Below are 24,474 nucleotides of genomic sequence, written 5' to 3'. Positions count from 1 at the left end.
CACGGGCGGGGCGGCGGCTGCGGCGACGCCCGCGGTCCTTCGAGCTTTTCACCCGTGGCGGACGCCGTCCACACAGGGCACCGGGCGAAGCGTGACTTCCGGGACATCCGGCGGGACGGGGTGCCCCGCCGGTACCCGGCACGGCTCGTGACTACGATGGGCCAGCCGGTGGCCGACAGGGCCGCGGCGCCCACCGAACCCCCGGGAAGGCCATGCTGAACAAGTACGCGCGTGCATTTTTTACGCGTGTCCTCACACCGTTCGCCGCTCTGCTGCTCCGCCTCGGGGTCAGCCCCGACGCGGTCACGCTCATCGGCACGGCCGGGGTGATGGCAGGTGCGCTGGTCTTCTTCCCGATGGGGGAGTTCTTCTGGGGCACCATCGTGATCACGGTCTTCGTCTTCTCGGACCTGGTCGACGGCAACATGGCCCGGCAGGCCGGGATCTCCAGCCGGTGGGGCGCGTTCCTGGACTCCACGCTCGACCGGGTCGCGGACGGGGCGATCTTCGCCGGGTTCGCCCTCTGGTACGCCGGCAACGGTGACGACAACGTGCTGTGCGCGGTCGCGATCTTCTGCCTGGCCAGCGGCCAGGTGGTCTCGTACACGAAGGCGAGGGGCGAGTCGATCGGCCTGCCCGTCGCGGTGAACGGACTGGTGGAGCGCGCCGAGCGGCTCGTGATCTCGCTGGTCGCCGCCGGACTCGCGGGGCTGCACGGCTTCGGGGTGCCGGGCATCCAGGTCCTGCTGCCGATCGCGCTGTGGATCGTCGCCGCGGGCAGCCTGGTGACGCTGGTCCAGCGGGTGGTGACCGTGCGCAGGGAGTCCGCCGAGGCCGACGCCGCGGCCGCCGCCCAGGGCGGGGCGGCGGAACAGGGGAGCGAGGCCGCGCAGTGAGCGGCGGCGGATCCGATCTGAGGGGACGGCTGACCGACGGGCTCTACGGCCTCGGCTGGGCGGCGGTCAGGAAGCTCCCCGAGCCCGCGGCCGCCGCACTCTTCCGCACCCTGGCCGACCAGGTGTGGAAGCGGCGCGGGAAGTCCGTCCTGCGGCTGGAGTCCAACCTCGCCCGGGTGGTGCCCGACGCGGACGCCGCCCGGCTCGCCGAGCTGTCGAAGGCCGGCATGCGCTCGTACATGCGCTACTGGATGGAGTCCTTCCGGCTGCCGACCTGGAGTCCGGGACGGATCAAGGAGTCGATCAACGTCCGGGACGCCCACCGGCTCACCCAGGGACTGGACACCGGCCGGGGCGTCGTCCTCGCGCTGCCGCACCTGGGCAACTGGGACCTGGCGGGCGCGTGGGTGACCACGGACCTGAAGGTCCCGTTCACCACGGTCGCCGAGCGGCTCAAGCCGGAGACCCTCTACGACCGCTTCGTGGCCTACCGCCAGGGACTGGGCATGGAGGTCCTGCCGCACAGCGGAGGGGCCGCCTTCGGGACCCTGGCGCGCCGGCTGCGCGCCGGCGGCCTGGTCTGCCTCGTCGCCGACCGCGACCTGTCGGCCTCCGGTGTCGAGGTGGACTTCTTCGGTGACACCGCCCGCATGCCCGCCGGGCCCGCGCTGCTGGCCCAGCAGACGGGAGCGCTGCTGCTGCCCGTCACCCTCTGGTACGACGGCACGCCCGTCATGCAGGCCCGGGTCCACCCGCCGGTCACCGAACCCGGGACAGGTACCCGCGCCGAGAAGACGTCCTCCATGACACAGGCGCTGGCCGACGCCTTCGCCTCCGGGATCGCCGAGCATCCGCAGGACTGGCACATGCTGCAGCGGCTCTGGCTCTCCGATCTGGACCCGCAGGGGGAAGCTCCGTGAAGATCGGCATCGTCTGCCCGTACTCCTGGGACGTTCCCGGCGGGGTGCAGTTCCACATCCGCGACCTGGCCGAGCACCTGATCCGCCTCGGCCACGACGTCTCGGTGCTGGCGCCCGCCGACGACGAGACACCCCTCCCGCCGTACGTGGTGTCGGCGGGCCGCGCCGTACCCGTCCCGTACAACGGCTCGGTCGCCCGGCTGAACTTCGGGTTCCTCTCCGCCGCGCGGGTCCGCCGCTGGCTGAACGACGGCACCTTCGACGTCATCCACATCCACGAGCCCACCTCGCCCTCGCTGGGCCTGCTCACCTGCTGGGCGGCCCGGGGGCCGATCGTGGCGACCTTCCACACGTCCAATCCGCGCTCCCGGGCCATGATCGCCGCGTACCCGATCCTCCAGCCGGCGCTGGAGAAGATCAGCGCGCGGATCGCGGTGAGCGAGTACGCGCGGCGGACCCTGGTCGAGCACCTCGGCGGCGACGCGGTCGTCATCCCCAACGGCGTCGACGTGGACTTCTTCGCCCGCGCCGAGCCGAAGGCCGAGTGGCAGGGCGGCACGCTCGGCTTCATCGGACGCATCGACGAACCGCGCAAGGGGCTGCCCGTCCTGATGAAGGCGCTCCCCGCGATCCTCGCCGCCCGCCCGGAGACCCGGCTGCTGGTCGCCGGGCGCGGGGACGAGGAGGAGGCGGTCGCCTCGCTGCCCGCGGAGACGCGCGCGCGCGTCGAGTTCCTCGGCATGGTCAGCGACGAGGACAAGGCCAGGCTGCTGCGCAGCGTGGACGTGTACGTCGCGCCCAACACCGGCGGCGAGAGCTTCGGCATCATCCTGGTCGAGGCGCTGTCGGCGTCGGCGCCCGTACTCGCCAGCGACCTGGACGCCTTCGCGCAGGTGCTCGACCAGGGTGCCGCGGGCGACCTGTTCGCCAACGAGGACGCGGACGCCCTGGCCGCCGCGGCGATCCGGCTGCTGGGCGACCCGGAGCGGCGCGACGGGCTGAGGGAGCGCGGCAGCGCGCATGTGCGCCGCTTCGACTGGACGACGGTCGGCGCGGACGTCCTGGCGGTGTACGAGACGGTCACGGACGGGGCGGCGGCCGTGGACACCGACGAACGCACGGGGCTCCGCGCGCGCTTCGGCCTCGCCAGGGACTGAGGCGGGGCCCGGGCCGGCGGGTCCGGGCCGGTAGGGCGGGGGCGCACCGGCGGGTCCGCCCCGCCCCCGCCGACGGTAGCCTTGCCGCCCGTGATCGAAATCCTCATCTGGACCGTCGTCGCGCTCGTCGCGATCGGCCTGTACCTCAGCTGGACCGCCGGGCGCCTGGACCGGCTCCACGCCCGCATCGACGCCGCCCGCGCGGCGCTGGACGCCCAGCTGCTGCGCCGCGCCTCGGTCACCCAGGAACTGGCCACCTCCGGGGTCCTGGACCCCGCCGCGTCGATCGTGCTGTACGAGGCGGCGCACGCGGCACGGCAGGCCGAGGAGGAGCAGCGCGAGGTCGCCGAGAGCGAGCTGAGCACCGCCCTGCGGGCCGTCTTCGGCGAGGCGGCGCAGGTCGAGGCGGTGAAGGAGTACCCGGGCGGGGAGGACGCGGCGAAGGAGCTGGCCGCCTCCGTACGCCGCGTACCGATGGCGCGCCGCTTCCACAACGACGCCGTGCGCGCCGCCCGCGCGCTGCGCAGGCACCGCACCGTGCGGCTGTTCCGGCTCGCGGGCCACGCCCCGTTCCCGCTCGCGTTCGAGATGGACGACGAGCCGCCGGTGGCGCTGGCGGACCGGCCCGGCAGCTGAGAGCGGACGGACCACGCCCGCCCGGCCCGCCCTGCGGACCGCGAGGGGGCCCGGAGCGGGGGACCGCCGGGGTGGAGCGGGGCCGGGGTTTCGTCCTGCCCCGTGTGGCGCCCGGGGGGTGCAGATCCGGTGGAGCGCGAGGGGGTGCCGGAGTGCGGGGCCGTGGGCCCCGTTGGTTCTGTCCTGCGCGCGGTGCCCGGGCGAGCGGAACCGGTGGGCCGCGAGGGGGTGCCGGAGCGCGGGACCGTGCGAGGACTTGGGCCCCGTTGGTTCTGTCCTGCGCGCGGTGCCCGGCGAGCAGAAGCGGCGTACCGAGCGAGCGGCGCCGGAGCGCGGGACCGCCGGGCCGTGCCGTCGCCCGGGTTCCGTCCTGCCCTGTGCGGCGGGCGGGCAGAACGATCCACGGCCTGCCCATTGGCCCTTGCTGTGGACTGCTCCCGGGGCGTTTGCTCAGGAGCGCAGCATCCCGTTGCCTTCTCCGCCCCCAGTGAGGTCGATCCGTGTCCACGCTTCCCAGCACCCCGCAGTCCGCCGAGACCCCGGCCACCGGTACCGCCCGAGTCAAGCGCGGCATGGCCGAGCAGCTCAAGGGCGGTGTGATCATGGACGTCGTCGACGCCGAGCAGGCGAAGATCGCCGAGGACGCCGGAGCCGTGGCCGTGATGGCCCTGGAGCGCGTCCCCGCCGACATCCGCAAGGACGGCGGCGTCGCCCGCATGTCGGACCCCGGCATGATCGAGGAGATCATCGGGGCCGTCTCCATCCCCGTCATGGCCAAGTCCCGCATCGGCCACTTCGTCGAGGCCCAGGTGCTCCAGTCCCTCGGTGTCGACTACATCGACGAGTCCGAGGTCCTCACCCCGGCCGACGAGGTCAACCACAGCGACAAGTTCGCCTTCACCACCCCCTTCGTCTGCGGTGCCACCAACCTGGGCGAGGCCCTGCGCCGCATCGCCGAGGGAGCGGCGATGATCCGCTCGAAGGGCGAGGCGGGCACGGGCAACGTCGTCGAGGCCGTGCGTCACCTGCGCCAGATCAAGAACGAGATCGCCCGGCTGCGCGGCTACGACACCAACGAGCTGTACGCCGCCGCCAAGGACCTCCGTGCCCCGTACGAGCTGGTCAAGGAGGTCTCCGAGCTCGGCAGGCTGCCCGTCGTCCTGTTCTCCGCCGGCGGCGTGGCCACCCCCGCCGACGCGGCGCTGATGCGCCAGCTAGGCGCCGAGGGCGTCTTCGTCGGTTCCGGCATCTTCAAGTCCGGCGACCCGGCCAGGCGCGCGGCCGCCATCGTGAAGGCCACCACCTTCTACGACGACCCCAAGGTCGTCGCGGACGCCTCGCGCAACCTCGGCGAGGCCATGGTCGGCATCAACTGCGACACCCTGCCCGAGGGCGAGCGCTACGCCAACCGCGGCTGGTAAGCACCGATGACCGACACCCCTGTCATCGGCGTCCTGGCCCTCCAGGGCGACGTACGGGAGCACCTGACCGCCCTGGCCGTGGCGGACGCCCTGGCCAGGCCGGTCAGGCGGCCCGAGGAGCTCGCCGAGGTCGACGGGCTCGTCATACCCGGCGGCGAGTCCACCACGATGTCCAAGCTGGCTGTCCTGTTCGGCATGCTGGAACCCCTCCGCGAGCGGGTGGCGGCCGGGATGCCCGTCTACGGGACCTGCGCCGGAATGATCCTGCTCGCCGACAAGATCCTCGACCCGCGCTCCGGCCAGGAGACGGTCGGCGGCATCGACATGATCGTGCGCCGTAACGCTTTCGGGCGGCAGAACGAGTCCTTCGAGGCGGCCGTCGAGATCGCGGCGGTACCGGGCGGCCCCGTCGAAGGGGTCTTCATCCGGGCACCCTGGGTGGAGTCCGTCGGCGCCCGCGCCGAGGTCCTCGCGGAGTACGGCGGCCACATCGTGGCCGTACGCCAGGGAAACGCCCTGGCCACCTCGTTCCACCCGGAGCTGACCGGGGACCACCGTGTGCACGCGCTGTTCACCGACATGGTGCGCGCCGTGGGCTGATCCGATCCCGGTAGGATCTCTCGGGTTCGGATCGATTTTGGTGACGCGAAGGAGAAGGCAGATGTCCGGCCACTCTAAATGGGCTACGACGAAGCACAAGAAGGCCGTGATCGACGCCAAGCGCGGCAAGCTCTTCGCGAAGATGATCAAGAACATCGAGGTCGCGGCCCGTACGGGCGGCGCCGACGTGTCCGGTAACCCGACCCTCTTCGACGCCATCCAGAAGGCCAAGAAGAGCTCGGTCCCGAACAAGAACATCGACTCGGCGGTCAAGCGCGGCGCCGGCCTGGAGGCCGGTGGCGCCGACTACGAGACGATCATGTACGAGGGCTACGGTCCGAACGGCGTCGCGGTGCTCATCGAGTGCCTCACCGACAACCGCAACCGTGCCGCGTCCGACGTCCGCGTCGCCATGACCCGCAACGGCGGTTCGATGGCGGACCCGGGCTCGGTCTCGTACCTGTTCAACCGCAAGGGCGTCGTGATCGTCCCCAAGGCCGAGCTGTCCGAGGACGACGTCCTCGGTGCCGTGCTCGACGCGGGTGCCGAGGAGGTCAACGACCTCGGCGACACCTTCGAGGTGCTCAGCGAGGCCACCGACATGGTCGCGGTCCGCACCGCGCTCCAGGACGCCGGCATCGACTACGACTCGGCCGAGGCCAACTTCGTCCCGACCATGCAGGTCGAGCTCGACGAGGAGGGCGCGCGCAAGATCTTCAAGCTCATCGACGCGCTGGAGGACAGCGACGACGTGCAGAACGTCTTCGCCAACTTCGACGTCTCCGACGAGGTCATGGAGAAGGTCGACGCCTGAGGGCGGCGGTACGCGCCGCTCCGACGGGCCGACGGGACACACCCCGTCGGCCCGTCGCATTGTCGGTGGGACCCGATAGCCTGCGGGAACAGGTGACCGAGCGGCGGAGGGGGCCCTTTCGTGCGGGTGTTGGGCGTGGACCCGGGGCTGACCCGGTGCGGTGTCGGAGTCGTCGAGGGAGTCGCCGGCCGGCCGCTCACCATGATCGGCGTCGGCGTCGTGCGGACCGGGCCCGACGAGGAGCTCGGCCGCCGGCTCGTCGGGATCGAGCAGGGCATCGAGCAGTGGCTCGACGAGTACCGGCCCGGATTCGTCGCCGTGGAGCGGGTCTTCAGCCAGCACAACGTCCGTACGGTCATGGGCACCGCCCAGGCCAGCGCGGTCGCCATGCTCTGCGCCGCCCGCCGCGGCATCCCCGTCGCCCTGCACACCCCCAGTGAGGTCAAGGCCGCCGTCACCGGATCGGGGCGTGCGGACAAGGCGCAGGTCGGGGCCATGGTGACCCGGCTGCTACGGCTCGACGCACCCCCCAAGCCCGCCGACGCGGCCGACGCCCTGGCCCTCGCCATCTGCCACATCTGGCGCGCACCCGCGCAGAACCGACTGCAGCAGGCCGTCGCCGCCCATCGCACGCTGAAAGGCCGTACCGCATGATCGCCTTCGTCTCCGGCCCGGTGGCCGCCCTCGCCCCGACCACGGCCGTGATCGAGGTCGGCGGGATCGGCATGGCCGTCCAGTGCACCCCCGACACCCTCGCCGGCCTGCGGATCGGCAAGGAGGCCAGGCTGGCCACCTCCCTGGTCGTCCGGGAGGACTCGCTCACCCTCTACGGCTTCGCCGGCGACGACGAGCGGCAGGTCTTCGAGCTGCTCCAGACCGCCAGTGGTGTGGGCCCCCGGCTCGCCCAGGCCATGCTCGCCACCCACAGCCCCGACGCCCTGCGCATCGCGGTCGCCACCGGTGACGAGAAGGCCCTCACCGCCGTGTCCGGGATCGGCAAGAAGGGCGCCCAGAAACTCCTCCTGGAGCTCAAGGACCGGCTCGGCGAACCGGTCGGGGCACACATCGGGCAGCAGGGCATCGGCGCGGCCGTCAGCAGTTCCTGGCGCGACCAGCTGACGGCCGCCCTGATCGGCCTCGGCTACGCCACCCGTGAGGCCGACGAGGCGGTGGCCGCCGTGACACCGCAGGCCGAGGCCGCGCTCGCCGACGGCGGCGCGCCCCCCGTGCCGCAGCTGCTGCGCGCAGCCCTCCAGACACTCAACCGCGCACGCTGACCCCAGGGGCCCCACACGCCCCTCACGCCGGCCGGAACACCGCACGGACCGGCACCGAAACACCCGAGGCGGGACTGACGAGATGAACTGGGACGACACCGGGACCGACACCGGCGACCTCACCGACGAGCGGCTGGACGACCGCCTGGTCGACGCCGGGGCGGACGGCGAGGACACCGCGGTCGAGGCCGCCCTGCGCCCGAAGGACCTCCACGAGTTCGTCGGTCAGGAGAAGGTGCGCGAACAGCTCGACCTGGTCCTCAAGGCCGCCCGCGCCCGGGGCGCGACCGCCGACCACGTCCTGCTCTCCGGCGCCCCCGGCCTGGGCAAGACCACCCTCTCCATGATCATCGCGGCGGAGATGGGCGCACCGATCCGGATCACCTCCGGACCGGCGATCCAGCACGCGGGGGACCTCGCGGCGATCCTCTCCTCCCTCCAGGAGGGCGAGGTCCTCTTCCTCGACGAGATCCACCGCATGTCGCGGCCCGCCGAGGAGATGCTCTACATGGCGATGGAGGACTTCAGGGTCGACGTCATCGTCGGCAAGGGCCCCGGCGCCACGGCCATCCCGCTGGAGCTGCCGCCCTTCACCCTGGTCGGCGCCACCACCAGGGCGGGACTGCTGCCGCCCCCGCTGCGGGACCGCTTCGGCTTCACCGGCCACATGGAGTTCTACGCCCCGACGGAGCTGGAGCGGGTCATCCACCGCTCCGCCGGTCTGCTCGACGTGGCCATAGACACCGCGGGCGCCGCCGAGATCGCCGGACGCTCCCGGGGCACGCCCCGCATCGCCAACCGGCTGCTGCGCCGTGTCCGGGACTACGCCCAGGTCAAGGCCGAGGGCAGGATCGACCGCGACATCGCCGCCGCCGCCCTGCGGGTGTACGAGGTCGACGCACGCGGGCTCGACCGGCTGGACCGCGCGGTGCTGGGCGCCCTGCTGAAGCTCTTCGGCGGCGGCCCGGTGGGGCTCTCCACCCTCGCGGTGGCCGTGGGGGAGGAGCGCGAGACGGTCGAGGAGGTCGCCGAGCCCTTCCTCGTACGGGAGGGGCTGCTCGCGAGGACCCCGCGCGGCCGGGTCGCCACCCCCGCGGCGTGGGCGCACCTCGGGCTCGTGCCTCCGCAGCACGGCGCAAAGGGACAACAGGGCCTGTTCGGGGCGTGAGACAGGACGGGTTGGCCAGGAGGGGAACCCCGGTGCCATGCTGGACGTTGTTCCAATGATGCGGACTCGCTTAGACTCCGCCGATGCCGCCCTTACAGGGTCGGTGTACCCACCCCCGTAGACCAGGCCGCGTGAATCAGCGTGGTCGTGCGAAGGAAGTTCGTCCCGTGAGTCTCGTGACCCTCCTCCCCTTCATCGTGCTCATCGGGGCCATGTTCCTGATGACCCGGTCCGCCAAGAAGAAGCAGCAGGCCGCTGCGCAGATGCGCGACGACATGCAGCCGGGCACCGGCGTCCGGACGATCGGGGGCATGTACGCCACCGTCAAGGAGATTCAGGACGACACGGTTCTCCTCGAGGTCGCGCCCGGCGTCCACGCCGTCTACGCGAAGAACGCCATCGGTGCCGTCCTGGACGACGCGGAGTACAACCGCATCGTCCACGGCGACGACGAGACCGAGGGCACGATCGTGCCCGACGACGCCTCCTCGCTCACCGACGGTGAGCCCGCGGCGGCCGGCGACGACGCGAAGATCGACCTGGGCAAGAAGGCCGAGGACGACGCCGCGCCGGAGGGCACCGAGACCGAGGCCGCCGAGGCCAAGGGCGCCGACGTCAAGGACGCCAAGGCCGACGGCGAGGGCGACGCGAAGTAGTTCCACGTACCCCGGACGCCGGATGCCTGCGGGTGTCCGGCGTCTCGCGGGCCGTGGGCCCTTCTGCGGGGTCGGGTCCCCACATCACTCAGTGGCCGCTCGGGCGCGCACCCGGCGCGGGGCGGTTGGACAGGGAGAAACGAAAAGGTGGCAGCACCGAAGAAAGGCCGGGGCTCAACCGGTGGACAGGGCAGGCCGGGCCGTGCCCTGGCACTGATCCTCATCGCCATGGTCGCCCTGACCGGCGGGATGTTCCTGTCCGGTCACACCACGCCCCGGCTCGGTATCGACCTGGCCGGCGGCACATCGATCACGCTCAAGGCGAAGAACCAGCCCGGTAAGCCTGACGCGATCAACGAGACCAACATGAACACCGCGGTCAGCATCATCGAACGCCGTGTCAATGGTCTGGGTGTCTCCGAGGCCGAGGTTCAGACCCAGGGCGCATCGAACATCATCGTCAACATCCCCAAGGGGACGAATTCGGCGCAGGCCCGGGAGCAGGTCGGCACGACCGCCCAGCTCTACTTCCGGCCCGTGCTGACGGTCACCGGCGGTGGACCGACGCCCGAAGGCTCCGCCAGCCCGTCCGCGAGCGGGTCCGGGACGCCGAGCGCCACGCCCAGCGCCCCGGAGACGGCCTCCGATTCGAAGGCGACGCCCTCGCCGAGCGCCACCACCCAGGGCCGCGCGGTCACCGACGGCCTGAAGAAGGACGCGACGCCGACCCCCTCCGCCGACGCCACCGGTGCGGCGGACTCCTCCGGCGCCCCCGCGGCGAGCGAGACGCCCGACGCCGCCACCGCGGCGCTCGAGAAGAAGTTCGCCGCGCTGGACTGCACCGACGAGAAGGCCCGCGTGGCGGCCGGCGACGGCGTCAAGCCCACGGACCCCACGGTCGCGTGCAGCTCCGAGGGCGACGCCAAGTACCTCCTCGGCCCGGCCGAGGTCTCCGGCACGGACGTCGACGACGCGAAGGCCCAGTTCGACCAGCAGCGCGGCATCTGGCTCGTCTCCATGGACTTCACGGACCAGGGTTCCAAGAAGTTCCAGACGATCACCAAGAAGCTGTCGGCGCAGCAGTCCCCGCAGAACCAGTTCGCGATCTCCCTCGACGGTGAGGTCGTCTCCGCCCCCCAGGTGAACCAGGCCCTCAGCGGCAGCGCCGAGATCTCCGGCAGCTTCGACCAGCAGTCGGCGGAGGACCTGGCCAACGTGCTGTCCTACGGCGCGCTCCCGCTGTCCTTCAGCGAGGACACCGTCACCACCGTCACCGCCGCCCTCGGCGGCGAGCAGCTCGAGGCCGGTCTCATCGCCGGTGCCATCGGGCTGGCGCTGGTCGTCATCTACCTGGTGGCCTACTACCGCGGCCTGGCGCTCATCGCCCTCCTCAGCCTGCTGGTCTCCGGCATCCTGACCTACACGATCATGGCCCTGCTCGGACCGGCCATCGGCTTCGCGCTGAACCTCCCGGCCGTGTGCGGCGCGATCGTGGCGATCGGTATCACGGCGGACTCGTTCATCGTGTACTTCGAACGCATCCGGGACGAGATCCGTGAGGGCCGCACCCTGCGTCCGGCCGTCGAGCGCGCCTGGCCCAGGGCCCGGCGCACCATCCTGGTCTCCGACTTCGTGTCGTTCCTCGCGGCGGCCGTGCTCTTCCTCGTCACCGTCGGCAAGGTCCAGGGCTTCGCCTTCACGCTGGGTCTCACGACCCTGCTCGACGTCGTCGTGGTGTTCCTCTTCACCAAGCCGGTCATGACGCTGATGGCCCGCACGAAGTTCTTCGGCGGCGGGAACCCGTGGTCCGGCCTGGACCCGAAGCGGCTCGGCGCCAAGCCGCCGCTGCGCCGCTCGCGCCGCGTCAACGCCCGTACCGACCACCCGAAGGAGGCGTGAGATGTCGCGACTCGGCAATCTCGGCGCCCGGCTCTACCGTGGCGAGGTCGGATACGACTTCATCGGCAAGCGCAAGATCTGGTACGGCGTCTCGATCCTGATCACCATCACGGCCATCCTCGGCCTGGCGGTCAGCGGCCTGAACATGGGCATCGAGTTCAAGGGCGGTGCCGTCTTCACCACGGACACCAAGGCCAAGGTGTCCGTCTCCCAGGCCCACGAGGACGCGGTCGCGGCCTCCGGCCACGAGGCGATCGTCCAGGAGCTCGGCAACGGCGGGCTCCGGATCCAGATCACCGAGGTCGACACCGCCAAGGCCGACCAGATCAAGACCCAGCTCTCCAAGGACCTCGGTGTCCCCGAGTCGAAGATCAACGCGGACCTCGTGGGCCCCAGCTGGGGTGAGCAGATCGCCAACAAGGCCTGGGCCGGCCTCGGCATCTTCATGGTCCTCGTGGTGGTCTACCTCGCCATCGCCTTCGAATGGCGGATGGCCGTCGCCGCGCTCATCGCGCTGATCCACGACATCACCATCACCGTCGGTGTCTACGCCCTCGTCGGCTTCGAGGTCACCCCCGGCACCGTGATCGGTCTGCTGACCATCCTCGGTTACTCCCTCTACGACACGGTCGTCGTCTTCGACAGCCTCAAGGAGGGCACGCACGGGATCACCAAGCAGACCCGCTGGACCTACAGCGAGATCGCCAACCGGTCGATCAACGGCACGCTGGTGCGCTCCATCAACACCACCGTCGTCGCGCTGCTGCCGGTCGCCGGTCTGCTGTTCATCGGCGGCGGTGTCCTCGGCGCGGGCATGCTGAACGACATCTCCCTGTCGCTCTTCGTCGGCCTCGCCGCCGGTGCGTACTCCTCGATCTTCATCGCCACCCCGCTGGTCGCCGACCTCAAGGAGCGCGAGCCGCAGATAAAGGCACTGAAGAAGCGGATCCTCGCCAAGCGGGCCGCAGCGGCGGCCAAGGGCGAGTCCGTCGAGGACGAGGGTGACGACCAGGCCTACGACGACGGTGACGCCGAGCCCGCCGGAGCGGTCGTCGGCCAGCGCCGGCAGCCCGGCGGCCACGGCCGGAGCCCGAGGAACCGGCGATGACCAGCACGAGTGTCACCGACGCGACCCGGGAGCTGATGCTCGGCCGGATCCGCGACGTACCGGACTATCCCAAGCCCGGAGTGCTGTTCAAGGACATCACGCCGCTGCTCGCGGACCCGGTGGCCTTCACGGCGCTCACCGACTTCTTCGCGGAGCTGTGCCGGCGGCACGGAGCCACCAAGATCGTCGGCCTGGAGGCGCGCGGCTTCATCCTGGCGGCGCCGGTCGCGGTCCGTGCCGGGCTCGGGTTCGTCCCCGTCCGCAAGGCCGGGAAGCTGCCCGGGGCCACCCTGGGCCAGGCGTACGAGCTGGAGTACGGCACGGCGGAGATCGAGATCCACGCCGAGGACCTGTCCGCCGACGACCGCGTCATGGTCATCGACGACGTCCTGGCCACCGGCGGCACCGCCGAGGCCTCGCTGGAGCTGATCCGGCGGGCCGGCGCGGAGGTCGCGGGGGTGTCGGTCCTCATGGAGCTCGGCTTCCTCGCCGGCCGCGCCCGGCTCGGGGCGGGGCTGAGGGGCGCCCCGCTGGAAGCGCTGATCACCCTCTGACCCGGGCCGCGGCGGCGCGGCACGTTCAGGGACGTACAGGACGGGTACCCGGGAACATCCGGGTACCCGTCCCGCGTTGTCAAGGGTTCCGCCCTCCCCGGGCGAGGACCTGCCCGAGGGTCGATACCATGGGCTTTCCGGTAGCCCGGATCCGTACGAGGAGCGCTCTTGCCAGACGAGGCCCAGCCAGTCTCCGCCCCGCAGCCCGAAGGGCCCGCGGCGGCCTCAGCCACGCCCGGGGAGACGCGGCCCGACGGGGAGGGCACGTCCGGCCCCGCCGGCGAGCACACGCGGGGACCCGCACCGGCTCCGGAGCCCTCGGCACCCGACGCCCCGGCCAAGCCCGCCCCGCCCCGGGGGGCGAAGCCGGCACCCCCTCCCGGGACGAAGGCCGCGCCGGCCCCCGGGACGAAGCCGGCCGCCCCGGCGAAGCCCGCCGACGGATCCACCGAGCCCAGGTCCCCGGCACCCGCTCCCGCCGCCAGGCCCCCGGCCCGGCCCGCCGCCGCTCCCGCGGCGGCGCCCGCCCGCTCCGGCGGCTCCTCGAGCCGGGTCAGGGCCCGCCTCGCCCGACTGGGCGTACAGCGCTCCAGCCCGTACAACCCGGTCCTCGAGCCCCTCCTGCGCACCGTCCGCGGCAACGACCCCAAGATCGAGTCGGCCACGCTGCGCCAGATCGAGAGCGCCTACCAGGTCGCCGAGCGCTGGCACCGGGGGCAGAAGCGCAAGAGCGGCGACCCCTACATCACGCATCCGCTCGCCGTCACCACGATCCTCGCCGAGCTCGGCATGGACCCCGCGACGCTGATGGCCGGGCTGCTGCACGACACGGTCGAGGACACCGAGTACGGCCTCGACACCCTGCGCAAGGACTTCGGCGACCAGGTCGCGCTGCTGGTCGACGGCGTCACCAAGCTCGACAAGGTCAAGTTCGGCGAGGCCGCGCAGGCCGAGACCGTGCGCAAGATGGTCGTCGCCATGGCCAAGGACCCCCGGGTCCTCGTCATCAAGCTCGCCGACCGGCTGCACAACATGCGCACGATGCGCTACCTCAAGCGGGAGAAGCAGGAGAAGAAGGCCCGCGAGACCCTGGAGATCTACGCTCCGCTGGCCCACCGCCTGGGCATGAACACCATCAAGTGGGAGCTGGAGGACCTCGCCTTCGCGATCCTCTACCCCAAGATGTACGACGAGATCGTCCGCCTCGTCGCCGAGCGCGCGCCCAAGCGCGACGAGTACCTCGCCATAGTGACGGACGAGGTCCAGGCCGACCTGCGCGCCGCCCGGATCAAGGCCACCGTCACCGGACGGCCCAAGCACTACTACAGCGTCTACCAGAAGATGATCGTGCGGGGCCGCGACTTCGCCGAGATCTACGACCTGGTGGGCATCCGCGTCCTCGTCGACACCGTCCGCGACTGCTACGCGGCGCTCGGTACCGTCCACGCCCGGTGGAACCCGGTGCCGGGGCGGTTCAAGGACTACATCGCGATGCCCAAGTTCAACATGTACCAGTCGCTGCACACCACGGTGATCGGTCCCAGCGGCAAGCCCGTCGAGCTCCAGATCCGCACGTTCGACATGCACCGCCGCGCCGAGTACGGCATCGCCGCGCACTGGAAGTACAAGCAGGAGGCCGTCGCGGGCGCCTCCAAGGTCCGCACCGACGTCCCCCGGAACACGGGCGGCCGGGGCCAGGACACCGTCAACGACATGGCGTGGCTGCGCCAGCTCCTGGACTGGCAGAAGGAGACCGAGGACCCCAGCGAGTTCCTGGAGTCCCTGCGCTTCGACCTGTCGCGCAACGAGGTCTTCGTCTTCACGCCGAAGGGCGACGTGATAGCGCTGCCCGCCGGCGCGACGCCGGTCGACTTCGCGTACGCCGTCCACACGGAGGTCGGCCACCGGACCATAGGAGCGCGGGTCAACGGGCGGCTCGTGCCGCTGGAGTCGACCCTCGACAACGGCGACCTGGTCGAGGTCTTCACCTCCAAGGCCACCGGCGCCGGGCCCTCGCGCGACTGGCTCCAGTTCGTCAAGTCGCCCCGGGCACGCAACAAGATCCGCGCCTGGTTCTCCAAGGAGCGCCGCGACGAGGCGATCGAGCAGGGCAAGGACGCCATCGCGCGCGCCATGCGCAAGCAGAACCTGCCGATCCAGCGCATCCTGACCGGCGACTCCCTGGTCACGCTGGCCCACGAGATGCGCTACCCCGACATCTCGTCGCTGTACGCGGCGATCGGCGAAGGGCATGTCGCCGCGGCGGGCGTCGTCCAGAAGCTCGTCCAGGCGCTCGGCGGCGAGGACGCGGCGAACGAGGACCTGGCGGAGAGCTCGCCGCCCTCGCACGGCCGCGGCAAGCGCCGGGCCAAGGCCGATCCCGGTGTCGTCGTCAAGGGCGTCGAGGACGTCTGGGTCAAGCTGGCGCGCTGCTGCACGCCCGTGCCCGGCGACCCGATCATCGGATTCGTCACCCGGGGCAGCGGCGTCTCCGTGCACCGCGCGGACTGCGTCAACGTCGACTCGCTCTCGCAGCAGCCGGAGCGGATCCTGGACGTCGAGTGGGCGCCCACCCAGTCGTCCGTCTTCCTCGTCGCCATCCAGGTCGAGGCGCTCGACCGGTCGCGGCTGCTCTCCGACGTCACCCGCGTCCTGTCCGACCAGCACGTGAACATCCTGTCGGCGGCCGTGCAGACCTCCCGGGACCGGGTGGCCACCTCGCGCTTCACCTTCGAGATGGGCGACCCGAAGCACCTGGGGCACGTCCTGAAGGCCGTACGCGGCGTCGAGGGCGTCTACGACGTCTACCGGGTCACCTCGGCCCGCCGGCCGTAGCGGCGCCCGTCAGGGGCGGTCCGGCCGGACCGCCCCTGACACCCGGCCCGGCAGACGCCGGTGCTCGCGCGTCCGCGCACCACGGCGGACCCGCGCAGGCCCGCGCTCCCCGTCGGCGTCCGGCCACGGGCAACGCACCCGGGGCGCGGGCCGTCCCCGGTGATCCCCACGGCAGCCGTCGGGCACGGCTCCTCGCCGCCGTCCACACGCGAGAGGGGCTTCCCGTACGCGGCGAAGCGCACGGAAAGCCCCTCTCGCGGCGGGAGAGCGCGGCTCAGCCGCCGAACTCCTCCAGGCCCTTCAGCGCCTGGTCCAGCAGCGCCTGCCGGCCCTCGAGCTCCCGGGAGAGCTTGTCGGCCCTGGCGTTGTTGCCCGAGGCGCGCGCCGTGTCGATCTGCGTACGCAGCTTGTCGACGGCGGCCTGGAGCTGGCCGGTCAGACCCGCGGCGCGTGCCCGCGCCTCGGGGTTCGTCCGGCGCCACTCGGACTCCTCGGCCTCCTGGAGCGCGCGCTCCACCGCCTGCACCCGGCCCTCGACCTTCGGGCGGGCGTCACGCGGGACGTGGCCGATGGCCTCCCAGCGCTCGTTGACGGAGCGGAACGCGGCGCGGGCCGCCTTCAGGTCCGTCACCGGGACCAGCTTCTCGGCCTCGGCCGCGAGCTCCTCCTTGAGCTTGAGGTTCTCGCCCTGCTCGGCGTCACGCTCGGCGAAGACACCGCTACGGGCGGCGAAGAACACGTCCTGGGCGCCGCGGAAGCGGTTCCACAGTTCGTCCTCGGCCTCGCGCTGGGCGCGGCCCGCCGCCTTCCACTCCGTCATCAGGTCGCGGTAACGCGCGGCCGTCGCACCCCAGTCGGTCGAGCCGGAGAGCGACTCGGCCTCGGTGACCAGCTTCTCCTTGACCTTGCGGGCCTCCTCGCGCTGGGCGTCCAGCGCGGCGAAGTGGGCCTTGCGGCGCTTGGAGAAGGCGGAACGGGCGTGCGAGAAGCGGTGCCACAGCTCGTCGTCGGACTTGCGGTCCAGACGGGGCAGCCCCTTCCACGTGTCGACCAGCGCCCGCAGGCGCTCACCCGCCGACCGCCACTGCTCGCTCTGCGCCAGCTCCTCGGCCTCGACGACGAGCGCCTCCTTGGCCTGCCGGGCCTCGTCGGCCTGCTTCGCCTTCTGGACCTTCCGCTCCTCGCGGCGCGAGTCGACCGTCGCGACGAGCGCGTCCAGCCGCTTGCCGAGCGCGGCGAGGTCACCGACGGCGTGGTGCTCGTCGATCTGCTGACGCAGGTGATCGATCGCCGCCGTGGCGTCCTTCGCCGACAGGTCGGTGGTCTTCACCCGCCGTTCGAGGAGGCCGATCTCGACCACCAAGCCCTCGTACTTGCGCTCGAAATAGGCCAGGGCCTCCTCGGGCGTGCCGGCCTGCCACGATCCGACGACCTGCTCGCCCTCGGCCGTACGCACGTACACGGTGCCCGTCTCGTCGACGCGGCCCCACGGGTCGCTGCTCACAGCGCCTCCTCCACCTGATGCATCGAGGAGGTTCACCCCCCGTGCATCGTCCACAGTTTCCTGGGGCGGGCAGCGCCCGCCCTGCACAACGCCAATCTAGGCGACCGGCCGCCCGGCTGTCCGCACTCAGCGCGGCTGAAATTCTCCGGTGCTCCCCGGGAACCCCTCGGCGGGCGGCCGTCCGCGGTGTCAGGCCTTGTCGACCGTCACCTTCTCGACCGTGACGGCCTTCTTCGGAGCACCGTCGCCCGCGCCCTCGGCGACGCCCGCCTCGGCGACCTTCTCGACCGCCTTGAGGCCCGCGTCGTCCATGGTGCCGAACGGCGTGTAGCTCGGCGGCAGTTTGGTGTCCTTGTAGACCAGGAAGAACTGGCTGCCGCCCGTCCCCGGCTGGCCCGTGTTCGCCATCGCGACGGTGCCCGCCGGGTATGTCACCGAGCCGTCGTCGCCCGCCTTGCCCAGCGCGGTCAGGTTCTCGTCCGGGATCGTGTAGCCGGGGCCGCCGGTCCCGTCGCCCTTGGGGTCACCGCACTGGAGGACGAAGATGCCCTCCGTGGTCAGCCGGTGGCACTTCGTGTTGTCGAAGTACCCCTTGTCCGCGAGGGCCTTGAACGAGTTCGTGGTGTGCGGGGTCTTCGCCGCGTCCATCTCGATGCCGATGTCGCCCTGGCTGGTCTTGAGCGCCATGGCGTACCGGGCCTTCTTGTCGATCTCCATCGCGGGCTCCGGAGCGCTGCTCTCGCTCTCGGAGGGCGACGCCGACGGGCTGGCGGTCGCGCCCGCCTCCGCGGTGGTCTTCGAGTCGTCGCCGTCGAGGGCGACGTACGCGCCCGCCCCGACGACCGCCACCACGGCCACGGACGAGGCGATGATCACCGTGAGACGCCTGGTCCTCCGGCGCGCTTCCTCCCGGCGCTGCTGCTGCCGCTCGAACTTCTCCCGGGCGAGCTGCCGTCGCCGCTGATCGCTGCTGACCACCGGATGGTCTCCTTGTACGTCGTGTGATCGGACCTGGAATGCCCGTACGGTATATGGGTTAGCTGTGGAATGAGGAGCGCCGGTAGTCTCTGGTCTGCCGCATTTCCCTTTTCGCGGCCCTCCCCGTCGGACGAACACTAAGGACGATCGTGCTCATTGCCGGGTTCCCCGCCGGGGCCTGGGGGACCAATTGCTACCTGGTCGCCCCCGCCGCCGGCGAGGAGTGCGTGATCATCGACCCGGGCCACCAGGCCGCCCAGGGCGTCGAGGAAGCGCTGAAGAAGCATCGGCTCAAGCCCGTCGCCGTCGTGCTCACCCACGGCCACATCGACCACGTCGCCTCCGTCGTCCCGGTGTGCGGTGCCCACGACGTCCCCGCCTGGATTCACCCCCGGGACCGCTACATGATGAGCGACCCCGAGAAGGCCCTGGGCCGTTCCATCGGGATGCCGCTCATGGGCGAGCTGGCCGTCGGCGAGCCGGACGACGTGAGGGAGCTGTCCGACGGTGCCGCGCTGAAGCTGGCGGGCATGGAGTTCGGCGTCGCGCACGCGCCCGGCCATACGAAGGGGTCGGTGACGTTCCGGATGCCCGAGGCCGCGGATGTCCCGCAGATCCTCTTCTCGGGCGACCTGCTCTTCGCCGGCTCCGTCGGACGCACCGACCTGCCCGGCGGCGACCACGCCGAGCTGCTCGAGTCGCTGGCCCGTGTGTGCCTGCCGCTCGACGACTCGACCGTGGTGCTGTCCGGCCACGGCCCCCAGACGACCATCGGCCGCGAGCGCGCCTCCAATCCGTACCTGCACGGACCGGACGCTCCCCGCCGAGGAATGTGACGAGAGAAAAAACCTGTGAGCACCTTCCAGGCCCCCAAGGGCACGTACGACCTGACCCCGCCCCGCTCCGCGACGTTCCTCGCGGTGCGCGAGGCGATCTCCTCGCCCCTGAGGAACTCCGGCTACGGCTACATCGAGACGCCCGGCTTCGAGGACGTCGCCCTGTTCGCCCGGGGCGTCGGCGAGTCCACCGACATCGTGTCCAAGGAGATGTACGCCTTCGAGACCAAGGGCGGCGACAAGCTCGCCCTGCGCCCCGAGGGCACCGCCTCCGTGCTGCGCGCCGCGCTGGAGGCCAACCTCCACAAGGCGGGCAACCTCCCCGTCAAGCTCTGGTACTCGGGCTCGTACTACCGCTACGAGCGCCCCCAGGCAGGGCGCTACCGCCACTTCTCCCAGGTCGGCGCCGAGGCCATCGGCACCGAGGACCCGGCCCTGGACGCCGAGCTGATCATCCTCGCCGACCAGGCGTACCGCTCCCTCGGCCTCAGGCAGTTCCGCATCCTGCTGAACTCGCTGGGCGACAAGGAGTGCCGTCCCGTCTACCGGGAGGCCCTCCAGACCTTCCTGCGCGACCTCGACCTCGACGAGGAGACCCGCCGCCGCATCGAGATCAACCCGCTGCGGGTCCTCGACGACAAGCGGTCCGACGTCCAGAAGCAGCTGACCGGCGCGCCGATGCTGCGCGACTTCCTCTGCGACGCCTGCAAGGCGTACCACGAGGAGGTCCGGGACCTGCTGACGGCGGCCGGCGTCGCGTTCGAGGACGACGAGAAGCTGGTCCGCGGCCTCGACTACTACACCCGCACCACCTTCGAGTTCGTCCACGACGGTCTGGGCTCCCAGTCCGCGGTGGGCGGCGGCGGGCGGTACGACGGCCTGTCCGAGATGATCGGCGGCCCCGCGCTGCCGTCCGTCGGCTGGGCCCTCGGCGTGGACCGCACGGTCCTCGCCCTGGAGGCCGAAGGCGTCGAGCTGGACATCCCCGCTTCGACCAGCGTCTACGCGGTGCCGCTCGGCGAGGAGGCGCGGCGGCTGCTCTTCGGGCTGGTCACCGAACTGCGCAAGGCCGGCGTCGCGACCGACTTCGCGTTCGGCGGCCGCGGCCTCAAGGGCGCGATGAAGAGCGCGAACCGCTCCGGTGCCCGCTACACGGTCGTGGCCGGTGAGCGTGACCTCGCCGAGGGCAACGTCCAGCTCAAGGACATGGAGTCGGGCGAGCAGGAGGCCGTGGCCGTCGGCGACCTGGTGGCCGTGCTCCGGGCCAAGCTGGCCTGAACCGGGCCGGATCGCCCGCCCCGCGTGCCCGCCCGGTCCCACCGGGCGGGCACGCCGCGTCTCAGCGCCTGCCGTGCCACCGGAAGGTCAGCAGGCACAGGACCAGCCCGCCCAGGCACCAGGCGCCCAGCACCAGCGCGATCCTGCCCAGTTCCCAGGCGCCCGCCTGTTCGAGCACGACGGCGGAGTCGGGCAGGAACACCGAGCGGAAGCCCTGGCACATCCACTTCAGGGGGAACAGCGCCCCGATGCCGGCCAGCCAGCCGGGCAGCTGGTTCACCGGGATGTAGACGCCGGAGACGAACTGCAGGACCAGGAAGGGCAGCACGACCACCGAACTCGCGCTCCGGCCCGACCTCGGCAGACTGCTGATCGCGATCCCCAGCAGGGCGCACCCCGTGATGCCGAGCAGGAAGACCCAGGCGAAGGTCAGCCAGCCGGCGACCTCTCCGGGAAGGGCGACGTCGAACGCCGTGACGCCGATCAGCAGGAGTACGGCCGCCTCCAGCAGACAGGTCACCAGGACCAGCCACACCTTGCCGAGGAAGTAGGCGGCGGCCGGCATCGGGGTGCCGCGCAGCCTGCGCAGCACCTTCTCGTCCCGCTCGATCGCTATCGAGATGCCCAGCGACTGGAAGCTCGTCGACATGACGCCCGAGGCGAGCATCGAGGCGACGTACAGCTGGGCGGCGGTGATGCCCGCGCCCTCGACGGCGCCGCCGAAGATCGACGCGAACAGTGTCAGGAAGACCACGGGGAACGCGAACGTGAAGATGACCTGGTCGCGTTGGCGGAAGAACTGCTTGAGTTCCAGCGCCCCGCGCAGCAGGCCCAGCCCCCAGGCCCCGGGCAGCGGAGCCGTGCTCCGCGCGGTGGCGTCCGTCGCGCTCACCGGTCCGCCGCCTGTCCGGTCAGCCGGAGGTAGATGTCCTCCAGGGTCGGGCGGGTGACGCGCAGTCCGGGTATCTCCCCGTCGAAGCGGCCGATCAGCCCGGCTACCGTGCGGGTCGGCGTCGCGGTGCGCTCCGAGCGGGGGCTTCCGTCCGGCTCCGTCCACGCGACGGTGGCCTCGGTGCCGAACCGCTCGCGCAGGGCAGCGGGTTGCCCCTCGGCGACGACGCGCCCCGCGGCGATCACGACGATCCGGCCGGCCAGCGCCTCGGCCTCCTCCAGGTAGTGCGTGGTGAGCACGATCGTCGTGCCCTCCTGGGCGAGCAGCCGCACGAGCTCCCGGAACTGCCGCCGGGCGGCGGGGTCGAACCCGGTCGTCGGCTCGTCGAGGAGCAGGAGTTCGGGGGAGCCGATCACCCCGAGGGCCACGTCCAGCCGCCGCCGCTGGCCGCCCGACAGTTCCTTCACCCGGGAGCCGGCCTTCCGGTCCAGACCGACCAGCGAGATCACGTCACCGGGGTCGCGGGGGCTCGGGTAGTACCGGGCGAAGTGCTCCACCGTCTCCCTGACCGTCAACTCGGCGGGAGCCGATTCATCCTGCCAGACGACCCCGATCCGGGAACGCCACCGGCGGCCCGCGGTGGCGGGGTCGGCCCCCAGCACGCGGACCGTGCCGTCGTCGCGGCTGCGGTGCCCCTGGAGGATCTCCACCGTGGTGCTCTTGCCGGCGCCGTTCGGCCCGAGGAGCCCGACCACCTCTCCGGGACGGATCCGCAGGTCGAGGCCGTCCACGGCGGTCAGATCGCCGTATCGCTTGCGTAGTCCCTGCACGTCCACCGCGAGTTCCGTCATGCCGGAGATGATCTCCCGGAGCACGCCGTTCCGGGCTCCACCCGGGCACACCTTTATGTCCATCGAACAGATGGGCCCGCCGCGGGTGCGGCACAATGACCGTGCCCGGCTGGCTACTCAGTGATGGAACGGCGATATGACGATGGCAGCGGTAGATCACCCCTCCTCCCGGCAGGACGAGGACCACGGGGACAGGACCTTCGGCGGCAGCCGCGCGCTCGCGCTGCTGCTGGTGATCACCGGCGCGGCCGGGCTGCTCGCCGCCTGGGTCATCACGATCGACAAGTTCAAGCTGCTGGAGGACCCCAGCTTCACCCCGGGGTGCAGCCTCAACCCCGTCGTCGCGTGCGGCAACATCATGAAGAGCGAGCAGGCGTCGGCCTTCGGCTTCCCCAACCCGATGCTCGGCATCGCCACCTACTCGGTGGTCATCGGCATCGGCATGGCGCTCCTCGCGGGTGCCCGCTTCCGCTCCTGGTACTGGCTGGGGCTCAACGCGGGCACACTGTTCGGCGTCGGCTTCTGCACCTGGTTGCAGTACCAGTCGCTGTACAACATCAACTCGCTGTGCCTGTGGTGCTGCCTGGCCTGGGTCGCCACGATCGTCATGTTCTGCTACGTCACCACGCACAACATCAAGCACGGCATCCTGCCCGCCCCGGCCTGGCTGCGGAACGCCCTCACCGAGTTCCACTGGGTGCCGCCGGTCCTGTGGATCGGGATCATCGGCATGCTGATCCTGACCCGCTGGTGGGACTTCTGGACCAGCTGACGCTCCCGGCGGTCCTGTCGGTGGGGTGGCATAGGCTTCCTGCGTGGAGCCCGACCTCTTTACCGCAGCAGCCGAAGACCGCCAGGAGAAGGACCCGTCCGCCAGCCCCCTCGCTGTCCGGATGCGTCCCCGAACGCTGGACGAGGTCGTCGGCCAGCAGCACCTGCTCAAGCCGGGCTCGCCGCTGCGCCGTCTGGTGGGGGAGGGTGGCGGAGGCCCGGCGGGACCCTCGTCGGTGATCCTCTGGGGCCCGCCCGGCACCGGGAAGACGACCCTGGCGTACGTGGTCAGCAAGGCCACCAACAAGCGCTTCGTCGAGCTCTCCGCGATCACCGCGGGCGTCAAGGAGGTCCGGGCCGTCATCGAGGGCGCGCGCCGCGCCACCGGCGGTTTCGGCAAGGAGACCGTCCTCTTCCTCGACGAGATCCACCGCTTCTCCAAGGCCCAGCAGGACTCGCTGCTGCCCGCCGTGGAGAACCGCTGGGTCACGCTGATCGCGGCCACCACGGAGAATCCGTACTTCTCGATCATCTCCCCGCTGCTGTCGCGCTCCCTGCTCCTCACCCTGGAGCCGCTGACCGACGAGGACCTGCGCGCGCTCCTGCGCCGGGCGCTGACCGACGAGCGCGGGCTCCAGGGCGCGGTGACCCTGCCCGAGGACGCCGAAGCGCATCTGCTGCGCATCGCGGGAGGTGACGCGCGGCGGGCGCTGACCGCGCTGGAGGCGGCGGCCGGGGCGGCCCTGGCCACGCAGGAGCGGGAGATCACGCTCACGACGCTCGAGGAGACCGTCGACCGCGCCGCGGTGAAGTACGACCGCGACGGCGACCAGCACTACGACGTGGCCAGCGCCCTGATCAAGTCGATCCGCGGGTCGGACGTGGACGCGGCGCTGCACTACCTGGCCCGGATGATCGAGGCGGGGGAGGACCCGCGGTTCATCGCCCGCCGGCTGATGATCTCCGCGAGCGAGGACATCGGGCTGGCCGATCCGACGGCACTGCCCACGGCGGTAGCGGCGGCCCAGGCGGTCGCCATGATCGGCTTCCCCGAGGCGGCGCTGACCCTCAGCCACGCCACGATCGCGCTGGCGCTCGCCCCCAAGTCGAACGCGGCCACGCTGGCGATCTCCGCCGCGCAGGAGGACGTGCGCCGGGGTCTCGCGGGCCCTGTCCCGGCCCACCTGCGCGACGGCCACTACAAGGGCGCCGCCAAGCTGGGCCACGCGCAGGGCTACGTCTACCCGCACGACGTGCCCGGCGGTATCGCCGCCCAGGAGTACGCCCCGGACGCCGTGCGCGGCAGGCGCTACTACGAACCCACGCGGTACGGCGCGGAGGCGCGCTACGCCGACGTGGCGGAGCGGGTCCGCGAGCGGCTCGGCCGTGCCGAGCAGGGCGGCCGGGCGTCGTCGTGACGGCG

At 71.7% G+C, this 24,474-nt stretch carries 23 protein-coding genes; 19 read left to right on the top strand and 4 right to left on the bottom strand.

All coding sequences use genetic code 11. The annotated features are described in order from the left end of the window. Positions 1–212: 212 nt before the first annotated feature. The 15 genes from pgsA (at position 213) to ACFVS9_RS12405 (ending at position 15,941) form a co-directional block, all read left to right on the top strand. Complete coding sequence (gene pgsA / locus ACFVS9_RS12475; RefSeq protein ID WP_383116276.1) at positions 213–896, top strand: phosphatidylinositol phosphate synthase; 684 nt, start codon at positions 213–215, stop codon at positions 894–896. Then, a complete protein-coding gene (locus ACFVS9_RS12470) occupies positions 893–1,816 on the top strand; it encodes a phosphatidylinositol mannoside acyltransferase (RefSeq protein WP_383116275.1) in 924 nt (307 codons plus the stop codon). The genes pgsA and ACFVS9_RS12470 overlap by 4 nt, the downstream gene beginning before the upstream one ends. Further along, on the top strand, positions 1,813–2,973 hold the full coding sequence (locus tag ACFVS9_RS12465; RefSeq protein ID WP_383116274.1) for a glycosyltransferase family 4 protein: 1,161 nt from the start codon (positions 1,813–1,815) through the stop codon (positions 2,971–2,973). The genes ACFVS9_RS12470 and ACFVS9_RS12465 overlap by 4 nt, the downstream gene beginning before the upstream one ends. A 90-nt stretch (positions 2,974–3,063) precedes the next feature. Then, complete coding sequence (locus ACFVS9_RS12460; protein ID WP_383116273.1) at positions 3,064–3,609, top strand: hypothetical protein; 546 nt, start codon at positions 3,064–3,066, stop codon at positions 3,607–3,609. A gap of 500 nt (positions 3,610–4,109) precedes the next feature. Continuing rightward, complete coding sequence (gene pdxS / locus ACFVS9_RS12455) at positions 4,110–5,030, top strand: pyridoxal 5'-phosphate synthase lyase subunit PdxS (protein WP_389931719.1); 921 nt, start codon at positions 4,110–4,112, stop codon at positions 5,028–5,030. 6 nt (positions 5,031–5,036) lie between these two features. After that, entirely contained in the window at positions 5,037–5,630 is a 594-nt protein-coding gene (gene pdxT / locus ACFVS9_RS12450) for a pyridoxal 5'-phosphate synthase glutaminase subunit PdxT (RefSeq protein ID WP_383116271.1), read from the top strand. 61 nt (positions 5,631–5,691) lie between these two features. Further along, on the top strand, positions 5,692–6,444 hold the full coding sequence (locus tag ACFVS9_RS12445; RefSeq protein ID WP_383116270.1) for a YebC/PmpR family DNA-binding transcriptional regulator: 753 nt from the start codon (positions 5,692–5,694) through the stop codon (positions 6,442–6,444). A gap of 120 nt (positions 6,445–6,564) precedes the next feature. Continuing rightward, positions 6,565–7,098, top strand: a complete 534-nt coding sequence (gene ruvC, locus ACFVS9_RS12440; RefSeq protein WP_383116269.1) for a crossover junction endodeoxyribonuclease RuvC — start codon at positions 6,565–6,567, stop codon at positions 7,096–7,098. Next, positions 7,095–7,721, top strand: a complete 627-nt coding sequence (gene ruvA / locus ACFVS9_RS12435) for a Holliday junction branch migration protein RuvA (protein ID WP_383116268.1) — start codon at positions 7,095–7,097, stop codon at positions 7,719–7,721. The genes ruvC and ruvA overlap by 4 nt, the downstream gene beginning before the upstream one ends. 82 nt (positions 7,722–7,803) lie before the next feature. Further along, a complete protein-coding gene (gene ruvB, locus ACFVS9_RS12430) occupies positions 7,804–8,889 on the top strand; it encodes a Holliday junction branch migration DNA helicase RuvB (RefSeq protein ID WP_383116267.1) in 1,086 nt (361 codons plus the stop codon). A gap of 167 nt (positions 8,890–9,056) precedes the next feature. After that, positions 9,057–9,545 carry a preprotein translocase subunit YajC gene (gene yajC, locus ACFVS9_RS12425; RefSeq protein WP_389931717.1) on the top strand — a complete coding sequence of 163 codons (489 nt, stop codon included), beginning with the start codon at positions 9,057–9,059 and terminating at the stop codon, positions 9,543–9,545. Positions 9,546–9,692: 147 nt separating this feature from the next. After that, entirely contained in the window at positions 9,693–11,444 is a 1,752-nt protein-coding gene (secD, locus tag ACFVS9_RS12420; protein ID WP_389931716.1) for a protein translocase subunit SecD, read from the top strand. A 1-nt stretch (position 11,445) separates the two neighbouring features. Beyond that, complete coding sequence (gene secF, locus ACFVS9_RS12415; RefSeq protein WP_389931714.1) at positions 11,446–12,552, top strand: protein translocase subunit SecF; 1,107 nt, start codon at positions 11,446–11,448, stop codon at positions 12,550–12,552. Then, entirely contained in the window at positions 12,549–13,106 is a 558-nt protein-coding gene (locus ACFVS9_RS12410) for an adenine phosphoribosyltransferase (protein ID WP_383116263.1), read from the top strand. The genes secF and ACFVS9_RS12410 overlap by 4 nt, the downstream gene beginning before the upstream one ends. Before the next feature lie 168 nt (positions 13,107–13,274). Further along, positions 13,275–15,941: a RelA/SpoT family protein gene (locus tag ACFVS9_RS12405; protein WP_389931712.1), complete on the top strand. Its 2,667-nt coding sequence runs from the start codon at positions 13,275–13,277 to the stop codon at positions 15,939–15,941. Positions 15,942–16,215: 274 nt separating this feature from the next. Here ACFVS9_RS12405 and ACFVS9_RS12400 read toward each other — a convergent pair whose 3' ends face one another. Both ACFVS9_RS12400 and ACFVS9_RS12395 read right to left on the bottom strand, forming a co-directional pair. Then, on the bottom strand, positions 16,216–17,445 hold the full coding sequence (locus ACFVS9_RS12400) for a DUF349 domain-containing protein (RefSeq protein WP_383116261.1): 1,230 nt from the start codon (positions 17,443–17,445) through the stop codon (positions 16,216–16,218). 189 nt (positions 17,446–17,634) lie between these two features. Then, positions 17,635–18,423, bottom strand: coding sequence for a peptidylprolyl isomerase (locus ACFVS9_RS12395; protein ID WP_383116260.1), 789 nt, complete (start codon positions 18,421–18,423; stop codon positions 17,635–17,637). Positions 18,424–18,572: 149 nt separating this feature from the next. On the opposite strand from ACFVS9_RS12395, the gene ACFVS9_RS12390 reads away from it, so the two are divergent. Next, the gene (locus ACFVS9_RS12390; protein WP_389931710.1) at positions 18,573–19,259 is read left to right on the top strand and encodes an MBL fold metallo-hydrolase; all 687 of its coding nucleotides are present in this window, start codon (positions 18,573–18,575) and stop codon (positions 19,257–19,259) included. Between the two features lie 15 nt (positions 19,260–19,274). Continuing rightward, positions 19,275–20,537 carry a histidine--tRNA ligase gene (hisS, locus tag ACFVS9_RS12385; RefSeq protein WP_389931709.1) on the top strand — a complete coding sequence of 421 codons (1,263 nt, stop codon included), beginning with the start codon at positions 19,275–19,277 and terminating at the stop codon, positions 20,535–20,537. Positions 20,538–20,598: 61 nt separating this feature from the next. On the opposite strand, the gene ACFVS9_RS12380 is transcribed toward hisS, so the two are convergent. Together ACFVS9_RS12380 and ACFVS9_RS12375 are read right to left on the bottom strand one after the other, a co-directional pair. Further along, on the bottom strand, positions 20,599–21,429 hold the full coding sequence (locus ACFVS9_RS12380) for an ABC transporter permease (RefSeq protein WP_383116257.1): 831 nt from the start codon (positions 21,427–21,429) through the stop codon (positions 20,599–20,601). After that, on the bottom strand, positions 21,426–22,280 hold the full coding sequence (locus ACFVS9_RS12375; RefSeq protein ID WP_389931707.1) for an ABC transporter ATP-binding protein: 855 nt from the start codon (positions 22,278–22,280) through the stop codon (positions 21,426–21,428). Before ACFVS9_RS12375 ends, ACFVS9_RS12380 begins: the two co-directional genes overlap by 4 nt. A gap of 136 nt (positions 22,281–22,416) precedes the next feature. Here ACFVS9_RS12375 and ACFVS9_RS12370 point away from each other — a divergent pair, with 136 nt between their 5' ends. Further along, positions 22,417–23,052, top strand: coding sequence for a vitamin K epoxide reductase family protein (locus ACFVS9_RS12370; protein ID WP_383116255.1), 636 nt, complete (start codon positions 22,417–22,419; stop codon positions 23,050–23,052). A gap of 43 nt (positions 23,053–23,095) precedes the next feature. Continuing rightward, positions 23,096–24,469 (top strand): replication-associated recombination protein A, encoded by a 1,374-nt coding sequence (locus ACFVS9_RS12365; protein ID WP_383116254.1) that lies wholly within the window; start codon positions 23,096–23,098, stop codon positions 24,467–24,469. The last annotated feature ends 5 nt before the right edge of the window (positions 24,470–24,474 follow it).

Origin of the sequence: Streptomyces sp. NPDC058008, assembly GCF_042886395.1 — a bacterium.
In the GTDB taxonomy this organism is placed as follows: domain Bacteria; phylum Actinomycetota; class Actinomycetes; order Streptomycetales; family Streptomycetaceae; genus Streptomyces.
The sequence above is the reverse complement of the archived record's forward strand: the minus strand, read 5'-3'. Positions and strand labels throughout refer to the sequence as shown.